The organism is Acinetobacter lwoffii (genome assembly GCF_024129355.1).
Classification (GTDB): domain Bacteria; phylum Pseudomonadota; class Gammaproteobacteria; order Pseudomonadales; family Moraxellaceae; genus Acinetobacter; species Acinetobacter lwoffii_I.
In genome coordinates this window covers 1-10,717 of the sequence record NZ_JAMXXP010000053.1, presented here as the reverse complement: position 1 = coordinate 10,717, position 10,717 = coordinate 1, and the positions used below count along the sequence as shown (strand labels likewise).

Below are 10,717 nucleotides of genomic sequence, written 5' to 3'. Positions count from 1 at the left end.
TTTATTTAATGTTAATACTCATCCAGTATTGAGGTTTTTTATCTTTTCTTGCCTGTGATCTAGGTTGTAATACTCTAATTTCATACTCACCTGAAGCAGGTAAAATATAAATACCCTTATCATCAAGCTCTGGAGAATATTCTCCAAGATTGATGGAGTCTTTTAATTGATTACCCCATAAGTAAGCTTCAACATTTCCTCCAGTCAACTTCACTTTTAACTTTTGCCCTTTTTTAGCATAAAATTTGTAGGAATCATACTTGTATCCATCTATCCTTCCGTAATAATTTGCAGGGTGAGCTTTTTTAGCAAACTTAACTACAATAGTCTTTCGTATATCATTGTTATCATTTGCAAGTACGACAGGGCTAACTATAGTTAAAGTTAGGGCTATCAAAGCGCCAGCTAGTAATTTCGTATTCGCTATTTCCATAATAAGGTTACCCTAATTCTTGTATCGCTCCTGACATAATAACATAACTAATAAGTAACCATGAATGATGGAGCAGAAATGTGAATAGTCATAACATGGGGTTGCACTTCAAATGCCAATTTAAGACTTGCAAAATCATTGGTTAATTAATTGGTTACTAGGGAATAACCGATCTAAATATAAATTTTATTTAACAATTACTTATAAAAATATGTGATGCGTATGATACGCATCATATGAATATCGCTTAAATTTGCTATAATTGAATTGAGCAGTGCCATTTGTGGTTAGGTTAAAAATTCATGAGTCTTACTGAAATTAAGGTACGTCAAGCTAAACCAAAGGAAAAAATCTATTTTCTGGCAGATGATGACGGCTTAAGTTTGAAGGTAGAACCAAACGGACGTAAATCTTGGAGTTACCGCTATTCACTTGCAGGGACAAATAAACGTCCTCGCATGAAGTTGGGTGAATATCCTGTAATGTCCTTGAAAGAGGCCAGATCAGTCCGGGATGAATATAAATTTAATAATTATGAAAATAAACCACTGCATAAAAAATACATCAAAACTTTTCAGGATATTTGTGAAGAGTGGTTAGAATTTAAAATTAAAAATTCCTTTGAAGATGAACCACGATGCGGTGTAATTCAGCTCGCAAAAAAATGTTTAGATCAGGATGTTTATCCAAATATTGGACTAATGCCATTTATTGAAATTAAAAGATATGATCTAGTTAAGATTATTAAAAAGATAGAATCTAGAAATGTAAAAGAACCTGTAAAGAAAGCCTATAGTTATTTAAATCAGATTTATGATTATGCGGTAGCGATGGGGTATTGTGAATATAATATTGCACATGGACTTCATAAAATATTAGTCAACAATAAGATTAAGAAAAACTATCCTCATTTGAATTCAGATGAACTATCTAATTTCTTAGCTAAATTAAATCAGATTAATACAGATCCTATTATTAAAAAAGCCCTGTTATTTAAATTATATACAGGCGTCCGTGGTGGAGAATTATTGCTTTGTGAACCACATCACTTCGATCTAGATAAAAAAATATGGAAAATACCAGCCTTACATATTAAACAATATAGAAGAAAGGTTATTTTAGGTCATGATATCCCTGATTTTTTTGTTCCACTATCTGATCAAGCACTTGAAGTTGTGAAATCAGCACTCGTTTGGTCTCATGGCGAGAAATATGTGTTTTCTAGCCCCCGAAATAATAATAAACCTATTCATTTTAATACCCTGAACTTGATTATCAGAAAAATGGGATATACTAAAAATGAATTAACTTCTCATGGGTTACGATCGACATTTAGTACCATATTAAATGAATCCGGTTTATTTCAATCAAATTGGATTGAAGCACAGCTATCTCATACTGATAAAAATAAAACCCGTGCAAGTTATAATCATGCAGAATATTTTAATCAGCGTATGGAAATGATGCAATGGTGGGGCGATTTTATTGATAGTTGTACTGTAAATTAATGGTTATGAAATCCAAGTTTTAATTAGAATAGGCTTTGTTGCACAAACCTATTCACCGCCATAAATCATTATCTAAAATTGCATCTCGTGGTAAAAGCTCAATGGGCCGGTTCTATGGCTATAAATTACATGTTGTGATGAATCACCTTAGAGAAATAGTCTGTTCACAATAATGATTTCTCTTAACTCGTAAAGTTTATGACGGTGTTGAACGTGTTCAATTGAATCTTAAGCAAGGTAAATGGATAGAAGAGAACTTCATTAAGTCGTATCAAAATATTCTTGAAAAATAGGCATTTCATTTCACATTAGAGCGAGAATCTAATGAGAAAGTTGCCTGATTGAATGTAGTGAATAGATTCATTGCATAATTGTTGACTAAAATTTTCTATATCAGCCTGTTTAAGATTAATCGGGCTGATTCTGTTAGGTCGAATATAATAGCGACCTGCTTTAATCATTTTTATTTGAACTTTATTTTATGTCACAGCTTGCTTCTCATTTTAAGCACAATCAGTTTTGTATTTTGTTGGAATATTTAAGTTCTGCTAAGGGCATTGCCGTACCAATGTCTTTAGCAGAATTTCCATGTGCGATCACTTTGGCAGATCGAGTGCATGCCGATAGTGATTTGCCACCACTTGAATGTGCGAAGACATTTCCTTCATCAGTGGAAAAAATCATCCATTATTCAGGGAAAGGTCGGGATATTACTGATTTTGAGACCTTCTTAAAATTAACTCAAGCTTCGGGACAAAAAAATTTACTGCTTCTCACAGGTGATAAGTTAAAAGGGCATACAAATGGTCAAGATGGAACGAATCGCACCCGATATTTAGAGTCTGTAAATGCGGTCATGGCCGCAAAGTGTTATGGTGGATTTCATATTGGTGTAGCTTTTAATCCCTTTAAATATGCTGAAGCTGAACGTGATGCACAATATTTAAAACTTCACAAAAAGATTAAAGCAGGAGCAGACTTTATCGTTACCCAGTTGGGTTACGATATGGAGGCTTTAAAACAAGCCAAGGCTTTTTTAAATCGTCATCGATACCCACAAAATATACTTGCTTGTGTTATGCCACTTAGTTTGGCACGTGCCAATTTTATGGTGAAACATAAGGTCGCAGGAATTGTGATTACACCACACATGTTACGAGTGTTGGCTCAGGAAAAACAGGATGGACGAACTGAGAATGCTTATAAACGTTGTGCTATACAAATATTGATGTGTAAGTATTTGGGTTTTGCAGGTGTGCATCTTTCAGCATGCCATAAGCCTGAAGAGCAAAAGCTTTTAGAAAAATATATTGAACAATATCGACATTATGGTTTACAGGAACTCGAAGCACTCTGGAATGCACTGTGGCAAGTGAAGACTAAAAATGAACTCGTGCCAGAATTAGCTTATTATTCCCGCCAACTATCCTCTAGCCAGCTTATTAAATATCAGCAATTGCATTTCATGCACAAGGCTCTATTTGAGTCCAAAATTGCCAAAGGTGTGGGGCATTTTATTTTTAAAGCCTCATTCTGGGAAAATGCGCCTGCAGCAAAAGCATTGTTAAAAACTGAATTTATCTCTAAGCAAGGGATCGTGGGTTGTGAAAGTTGTGGTCAATGTAGGTTAGGAGATACTTTATATATTTGCCCTGAAACTTGTCCCAAAGGATTGGCGAATGGTCCTTGTGGTGGTACGACATTGGATCGCTGTGAGTTTGGAGATCGTGAATGCATTCATTCTGTGAAAGCCCGACTTGCCAAAGCCGTGGGACAGACTGACGTTCTAAAAGAAAAACTGATTCCAACTGTACCCATTGAAGTCCGTGGAACCAGTTCCTGGAAAAATTGGTATCTGGCGACTGAAGCTTAGCTTTCATCATCCATGGCATTCGAATAAAATTTCACGCCCAATTTGATGCGATCACGACCTTGGCTCATACGCCAACGGTTGGTATCACGTAAGGAGTATACACAGCCACAATATTCTTGTTGGTAGAATTCTTCCTTCTTGCTGATTTCAAGCATACGAACAGCACCACCATTTTTACGCCAGTTGTAGTCCCAATAGGTGATACCTTCATAATGTGAAGCAGAACGATGCCCACAATCATTGATCTGCTTCATATCTTTCCAACGAGAGATACCCAATGAGCTACTAATTAGGCTGAAGCCATTTTCAGCTGCATAAAGGGCAGTGCGTTCAAAGCGCATATCAAAACACATGGTACAGCGAATACCTTTCTCTGGCTCATTTTCCATGCCTTTGGCACGTGCAAACCAATTGTCTGTATCGTAATCACAGTCAATAAAAGGAATATTATGTTTTTCTGCAAAGCGAATATTTTCTTCCTTACGGATTTCATATTCCTTGACAGGGTGAATATTGGGATTATAAAAAAAGATCGAAAAGTCGATGCCTGATTCAATTAGGGTTTCCATCACTTCACCCGAGCATGGTGCACAGCAGGAGTGAAGCAGAAGCTTGTCGTGACCTGCTGGGAGAGTCAATTTCTGACGTTCAAGTTTGTTTGACATAGTTATATGGGTTTAAATCTAAACCCTATATTTTAACGATTTAATTAGATAGTAAGGATTTGATATACTGATATTTTCTAAGGTTAAGATGAAAGAAATTCACTAATTGAAATTTAATAAGAACTAAAGTATATAAGAGAATAACTACAATAATGCTTTGGAATCAGAACATTGCAAGTTAATCAAGAGTCATTGAATGAAGCTTTAAAATTAAGTGAAGAAATTATTAGTAATATTGAGTTAAGTACCTCTTCTTTATCTAATTGCGCATTAAAGGCGAGTAGATTGGCAAGATTGCTAAATGAATTCGATTACCAAAGAATTTTTATCTTTGAAAGTAGTGGTTATCCTTCAAGCCCAAATGGTTTAACACCCGATATATGGGACTTATGTAAAAAAGCTGGAAGAGTTTTTATAGATAAAGATGGAGAAGGAAAAACCGTAGAGAAAGCTAAGTTAGGGTCAATCGGAGCGATGGAGATTGAATTGGAAGCAATGAAGGATAGTCTAAAAATTGCACATGATCCTAATGTTTCAATAAGTTCAGCTAATCCGAATCAATTTGTTTCATCAGGTGGCACTAGTAATTTTTTAGAAAGAAAGAGTTTAAGAGATGGTATTAGCACGAACTCTCAATTTCTAACTAAACGACAAGCTTTTGTATACGAATACGTGTCTAATAAATATTATGAGCTAAAATATTCAAAAATTACGTCAGATATTTTTTCTAGAACAAGAAAGTTTGTAGACGGAAAAATTGGAGATTTAGTACCATTATCAGCACAAAAATTTGCATCTGTTTATGAGAATTTAACGTCCGAAAATTCAGAGGATTGGTCAAATGCTGTTCATAGTTGTAGGCGAATATTACAAGATACTGCTGATGTGATTTATCCTGCTAGAGAGGATAAGACTATTAATTTAGACAATGGTAAAACTAAAATTATTAAATTAGGTGTGGATAATTATATAAATCGAATTATTGCATATGTTGATGAGCAGTCAGACTCTAAAAGATTTGAGGAAATCGTTGGTTCACAGATGAAATATTTGGGCGAGCGGTTAGATGCTATTTTCAAAGCTGCTCAGAAAGGTTCTCATGATATTATTACTTCTAGGCAAGAAGCTGATCGTTATGTTATTTACACATACTTGATAGTTGGAGATTTATTATCTTTGGTAGAGTTGCAAAAAACATTACCAATTTCAGATAAAGATTTTAGATAGCCGCTTAGCTTACTGAATAACTAAAAATCCTCAGCATCTTTAATTTATTAAGATGAGTATTTCTCATCTTAAGCTGAATTTATATCGTTTTACTCACTTTCTTATTCACGTTTAAATATAGCCATTCAGAAATTTAGCTTTTTATAAAATTTTTAGGTGGCAATCTCCATGAGTACAGCATTTGAGTGTTCAATTAAACGTATCCGTTTTGATGAGAATTATACACCAGCAGAAAGCACACGTTTAACCACAAACTTTGCCAATTTGGCACGTGGGGAAAGCCGTGAAGAAAACTTGCGTCGTACCCTTGCGATGATCAACAACCGTTTTAATAGCTTGGCAACCGTTGATAACCCGAAAGGTGATCGCTATTCACTTGAGATTGACATTATTTCTGCGGAAATTGATATTGAAGGTAATGGTCAAACTTTCCCATTTATTGAAACACTTAAAAGTGTTGTGATTGACCATCAAACAGGTGAGCGTATTGAAGGCATGATCGGCAATAGTTTCTCATCTTATGTGCGTGATTACGACTTCAGCGTGGTATTGCCACAATTGGGTTGTGGTGTAGGTGAAAAACCTGAAGATTTTGGCAATCTACATGGCAAGCTTTATCAACATTTAGTCAATTCAGATGTATTTAAAGCAGAATTTAAAAAACAACCTGTCATTTGCTTAAGCGTTTCAACCTCTAAAACGTATTTCCGTACAGCCAACGTACATCCTATTTTGGGTGTGGAATACAAAAATGATGAATATTCACGTACCGATGAATATTTTGCCAAAATGGGTTTACGTGTACGCTACTTTAAACCAGAAGGTGGTAATGCACCATTAGCATTCTATTTCGCTGGCGATTTAGTCCGTGATTATACTGATTTTGAATTGATCAGTGCTATTGCGACCATGGAAAGTTTCCAACGGATCTATCGTCCTGAAATTTACAACACCAACTCTCCTGCAGGTGTGGTGTATCAACCAAGTCTAAGCTATGGCGATTATTCACTTACACGTGTGGTCTATGACCGTGTGGAACGTGGTGAGCTTGCAGTTAAACAAGGTAAATGGACGGAAGAAAACTTCATTAAGCCTTATCAAGACATTTTAAATGAATGGGCTGCAAATTTCGAAGTCGAAACAGCTGCTTAATCCATTAAATTGATAAACAGATTTACGAATTTAGACAAAGAAGATTAGACATGGCGCTTACACAACCGAAACTTTTACTCCCAACTTCAACTGCGGGTAGCTTGCCAAAACCGTCTTGGTTAGCTGAACCTGAAAAATTATGGTCTGCATGGAAGCTTGAAGGCGAAGAATTATTAGAAGCTAAACGTGATGCTTTGAAATTATCATTACATGAGCAAGTCACTGCAGGTATCGATATCGTGAGTGATGGTGAGCAAACCCGTCAGCACTTTGTAACCACGTTTATTGAACATCTTGAAGGTGTAGATTTCGAAAAGCGTGAAACCATGCGTATTCGTAATCGTTATGATGCAAGTGTACCTTCAGTTGTGGGTGAAGTTTCTCGTAAAAAAGCAGTGTTTGTAGACGATGCGAAATTTTTACGCAGCCAAACCAGTCAGCCAATTAAATGGGCGTTGCCTGGTCCAATGACCATGATTGATACACTTTTTGACGGACACTACAAGAGCCGTGAAAAACTGGCTTGGGAATTTGCCAAAATTTTGAACCAAGAAGCTTTAGAACTTGAAGCAGCAGGCGTAGACATTATCCAATTTGATGAACCTGCGTTTAACGTATTCTTTGATGAAGTGAATGACTGGGGTGTACCAACCTTAGAACGTGCACTTGAAGGTCTAAAATGTGAAACTGCAGTTCATATTTGCTATGGTTACGGCATTAAAGCCAATACAGATTGGAAACAAACTTTAGGTAATGAATGGCGTCAATACGAAGAGTCATTCCCGAAACTACAACAATCTAAGCTCGATATTATTTCACTTGAATGCCAAAACTCACGTGTACCAATGGATTTGATTGAATTGATCCGTGGTAAGAAAGTGATGGTGGGTGCCATTGATGTAGCAACTAGCAAAGTTGAAACTGCAGAAGAAGTGGCGAATACCTTACGTAAAGCACTTCAATTTGTTGATGCAGATAAACTCTATCCTTCAACCAACTGTGGTATGACACCACTTTCTCGCCAAGTTGCACGTGGCAAGCTTGAGGCTTTAAGCGCAGGTGCTGCCATTGTTCGTAAAGAGCTAGAAGCTTAATCAAACGTAGTCTCGTGCGAAGCAGGGGCAAATTATTGCAAGATGATTTGTTCTACTTAAAGCACGAGCACGTGATATGTACATTTGAGATGAAAGAGATGATTGAAGCAACAGACTTTAGAAATGCAATGTCTTTACTCACCACAGCAGTGAATGTTATTACGACTGCGAGTAAAGCAGGTATGCATGGATTTACTGCATCTGCCGTATGTAGCGTGACGGATACACCGCCAACGTTATTGGTCTGTATGAATCAATCCTCCCGTTCACATGCCCATTTTGTTGAAAATAAAGTCTTGGCTGTAAACGTACTAAGTACTCAGCATGAACAGCTTTCAAATGCTTTTGCTTCAAGTAAATTCAGTTCTGAAGAGCGTTTCAACTTAGGTGAGTGGAGTGCGTTGGAAACTGGTTCACCTATTTTGCAAGATGCCTTGGTCAGTTTTGACTGTGAAATTCAGGACATTCAGCAAGTGGGTACACACAGTATTTTCATGTGTCGTGTGCTTCAAGTTCAACAAAGCGATCAAGAAGAAAGCCTGGTGTATTTTAACCGTGCTTATCATCAAGTGGGTCAGTTGGAACACGCTTAATTCAACGCCTTAATCCTTTCATTTTTTAAAGTTAGTCTATTGTGGAACTTATAACCTTTTTAGTCATCGGTGCTTTTGCTGGTTTTGCAGCAGGGCTGTTTGGTGTCGGCGGTGGTACGATTATTGTGCCACTGCTTTTTATTGTCTTTACTCAAATGGGTTATGACCCCGATGTGGTTATGCACCTCGCATTAGGCACATCTTTAGCAACCATTGTTGTTACTTCGATTAGCTCATTGATGGCGCATCATAAAAATGGGGCTGTGATTTGGTCGGTATTTAAAAATCTAGCACCACCCATGGCGATTGGTTGCTTTTTTGGGGCGGGTATTGCAGGTTTGATATCAGGATTACATCTACAAATCATTGTTGGCTTTGAATAGCCACCAAAATTCTAGACACACATAACCATCTTTTGATGGGCCTTTTCATAATCTAATGGAGAACGCTGACCATTGGAACCATGTCTGCGTTTTAAGTTATAGAACATCTCTATATATTCAAAGATATCCGACCTTGCTTCAGTTCTTGTCACATAGATTTTCTTCTTGATCCTCTCTCGCTTTAACAGCTGAAAGAAGCTCTCAGCAACAGCATTATCATGGCAGTTTCCACGCCGGCTCATACTGCTTTCAAGGTTGTGATGCTTGAGAAATGTCTGCCATTCATGACTGGTGTATTGGCTACCTTGATCAGAATGAATCAGGACTTTGTTCTTTGGGCTTCTTCGCCACAAAGCCATCAGTAGAGCATCTAAAACCAGATCTGTTGTGATTCTCGACTTCATAGACCAGCCAACGACTAGCCGTGAGAATAGGTCGATTACTACTGCAAGATACAACCATCCTTCATGAGTGCGAATATAAGTGATGTCAGTCACCCACAACTGGTTGGGCTGGGTGGGGTTAAACTGTCTGTCTAAAGTATTTCGAGCCACAATCGATGGAGTACTAACATTAGCTCTAGGTTTGCGATAGCCACGCTGTGACTTGAGACCATTCGCCTTCATGAGTCGATGTACTCGATTGATACCGCAACTTTCGCCAACGTCTTTCAAATCACAATGAATCTTGCGATAACCGTAGACTCCGCCAGATTCCAACCAGAACTGTTTAATTAATCCTGAAAGCTGTTGCCGCTTCCTCGCAGTTATACTGGTAGGTTTCTTTAACCAGGCGTAATAACCACTGTGATGAACATCTAACGTTGAACATAAACGACGAACAGACCATATATGTTGGTTGTCCCGAATAAAGGCGTACCTCATTTGGACTGGCTTGCGAAGTACACCGCGGCCTTTTTTAATATGTCCCTTTCTTCAGTGACCCTTTGCAGCTCTTTTTTTAATTTCGCTAATTCTGTAGTTGGATCACTAGATTCTGTTGTCTTGGGCTGCTGTGGATCATAACGTTTGATCCAAGCATACAGACTATGTGTAGTGGTTCCTAAACGTGTAGCAACTTCAGCCACACTATGACCTTTCTCAGTGACTTGTTTTACTGCTTCAATTTTGAATTCTTCAGGGTATCGTTTACTGCTCATAAGCACCTCGTTAATTAGCCATTTTATCTAACTAAAAGGTGTCTACAAAATCGGTGGCTATTCAACCGTCATTGGCCAGTTGGTAGATCGCTTTAATATCCAAAAAGTAAGAGCAAAAGATTTATGGCATTTATCACATCGCTTTATTAGAAAGATTCTGTCACACACCGTCTGCGTTGTTTTGAATAAGAAGCTTGGCCATTCGCCAATTCAACTCGAAAAACTCATTTTAAGTTGAGATTGGCGTAGATTCTTGCTATTCACTTATCGTCACAAAGCCATTAAGAACGAGAGGATTTCCTCCAGCTTTAACCGATATTGAAATAATGACTATACAAATTATAGGTGAATTTTTAGGATTGGATTCTGATAAAAATATCTGTAAATATTTTAAACACAATTACTTAGACTGGTTTCCAAAATTAGGTTCTTATCCTAATTTCTGTAAACACTGTGCAAATTTATGGCAAGTCAATCAGCAAATTATGACCAAGATTAGAAAAACCTTTATGCACGATAATATTCATTTTATTGATGGTTTTCCTATTCCTGTTTGTCGCTATGCTCGAGCAAAAAAACATAGAAATTTTAAAACCGATGCTGGCTTCAGTTATTGTGCAGCTAAACAAG

Annotated in this window: 10 protein-coding genes and 4 pseudogenes; 11 read left to right on the top strand and 3 right to left on the bottom strand. The window is 37.2% G+C overall.

Annotated features, from left to right (window positions below):
* Position 1 precedes the first annotated feature (1 nt).
* Positions 2-433, bottom strand: a complete 432-nt coding sequence (locus NI468_RS15335; RefSeq protein ID WP_253102531.1) for a PPC domain-containing protein — start codon at positions 431-433, stop codon at positions 2-4.
* Between the two features lie 302 nt (positions 434-735).
* Between NI468_RS15335 and NI468_RS15330 the strand changes: the two genes are divergently transcribed.
* The 4 genes and pseudogenes from NI468_RS15330 (at position 736) to NI468_RS15315 (ending at position 3,814) form a co-directional block, all read left to right on the top strand.
* Positions 736-1,941, top strand: a complete 1,206-nt coding sequence (locus tag NI468_RS15330) for a tyrosine-type recombinase/integrase (RefSeq protein WP_004733170.1) — start codon at positions 736-738, stop codon at positions 1,939-1,941.
* Positions 1,942-1,991: 50 nt separating this feature from the next.
* A pseudogene (locus tag NI468_RS15325) lies at positions 1,992-2,108 on the top strand (transposase); the annotation flags it as partial.
* 24 nt (positions 2,109-2,132) lie between these two features.
* Positions 2,133-2,234, top strand: a pseudogene (locus NI468_RS15320) (putative oxygenase MesX); the annotation flags it as partial.
* Between the two features lie 188 nt (positions 2,235-2,422).
* Entirely contained in the window at positions 2,423-3,814 is a 1,392-nt protein-coding gene (locus tag NI468_RS15315; protein WP_004733169.1) for a methylenetetrahydrofolate reductase C-terminal domain-containing protein, read from the top strand.
* On the opposite strand, the gene NI468_RS15310 is transcribed toward NI468_RS15315, so the two are convergent.
* On the bottom strand, positions 3,811-4,479 hold the full coding sequence (locus tag NI468_RS15310; protein ID WP_004647714.1) for an epoxyqueuosine reductase QueH: 669 nt from the start codon (positions 4,477-4,479) through the stop codon (positions 3,811-3,813). The two genes, NI468_RS15315 and NI468_RS15310, sit on opposite strands and share 4 nt — an antisense overlap.
* Positions 4,480-4,650: 171 nt before the next feature.
* On the opposite strand from NI468_RS15310, the gene NI468_RS15305 reads away from it, so the two are divergent.
* The 5 genes and pseudogenes from NI468_RS15305 to NI468_RS15285 all read left to right on the top strand — a co-directional run.
* A complete protein-coding gene (locus NI468_RS15305) occupies positions 4,651-5,706 on the top strand; it encodes an AbiTii domain-containing protein (protein WP_004733168.1) in 1,056 nt (351 codons plus the stop codon).
* A 168-nt stretch (positions 5,707-5,874) separates the two neighbouring features.
* Positions 5,875-6,858: a putative oxygenase MesX gene (locus NI468_RS15300; RefSeq protein WP_004733167.1), complete on the top strand. Its 984-nt coding sequence runs from the start codon at positions 5,875-5,877 to the stop codon at positions 6,856-6,858.
* Between the two features lie 50 nt (positions 6,859-6,908).
* Positions 6,909-7,952: a methionine synthase gene (locus tag NI468_RS15295; protein WP_004733166.1), complete on the top strand. Its 1,044-nt coding sequence runs from the start codon at positions 6,909-6,911 to the stop codon at positions 7,950-7,952.
* Positions 7,953-8,050: 98 nt separating this feature from the next.
* On the top strand, positions 8,051-8,545 hold the full coding sequence (locus NI468_RS15290) for a flavin reductase (protein WP_005093807.1): 495 nt from the start codon (positions 8,051-8,053) through the stop codon (positions 8,543-8,545).
* A gap of 41 nt (positions 8,546-8,586) precedes the next feature.
* Positions 8,587-8,919: pseudogene (locus tag NI468_RS15285) on the top strand (sulfite exporter TauE/SafE family protein); the annotation flags it as partial.
* 20 nt (positions 8,920-8,939) lie between these two features.
* Here the strand turns inward: NI468_RS15285 and NI468_RS15280 are convergent.
* A protein-coding gene (locus NI468_RS15280; RefSeq protein ID WP_171265309.1) for an IS3 family transposase occupies positions 8,940-10,087 on the bottom strand; the annotation gives its coding sequence in 2 pieces (ribosomal slippage) (positions 8,940-9,841 and positions 9,841-10,087; 1,149 coding nt in all).
* 64 nt (positions 10,088-10,151) lie between these two features.
* On the opposite strand from NI468_RS15280, the pseudogene NI468_RS15275 reads away from it, so the two are divergent.
* Positions 10,152-10,325, top strand: a pseudogene (locus tag NI468_RS15275) (IS982 family transposase); the annotation flags it as partial.
* A gap of 1 nt (position 10,326) precedes the next feature.
* Positions 10,327-10,717, top strand: a 391-nt coding sequence (locus NI468_RS15270) for a transposase family protein (protein ID WP_478244652.1), incomplete at its 3' end; no start/stop codon positions are given.

Bases quoted from the DNA above. Each gene is read 5' to 3' on its own strand.
- NI468_RS15335 (WP_253102531.1), bottom strand. From the start codon at position 433: ATGGAAATAGCGAATACGAAATTACTAGCTGGCGCTTTGATAGCCCTA.
- NI468_RS15330 (WP_004733170.1), top strand. From the start codon at position 736: ATGAGTCTTACTGAAATTAAGGTACGTCAAGCTAAACCAAAGGAAAAA.
- NI468_RS15315 (WP_004733169.1), top strand. From the start codon at position 2,423: ATGTCACAGCTTGCTTCTCATTTTAAGCACAATCAGTTTTGTATTTTG.
- NI468_RS15310 (WP_004647714.1), bottom strand. From the start codon at position 4,479: ATGTCAAACAAACTTGAACGTCAGAAATTGACTCTCCCAGCAGGTCAC.
- NI468_RS15300 (WP_004733167.1), top strand. From the start codon at position 5,875: ATGAGTACAGCATTTGAGTGTTCAATTAAACGTATCCGTTTTGATGAG.
- NI468_RS15295 (WP_004733166.1), top strand. From the start codon at position 6,909: ATGGCGCTTACACAACCGAAACTTTTACTCCCAACTTCAACTGCGGGT.
- NI468_RS15290 (WP_005093807.1), top strand. From the start codon at position 8,051: ATGATTGAAGCAACAGACTTTAGAAATGCAATGTCTTTACTCACCACA.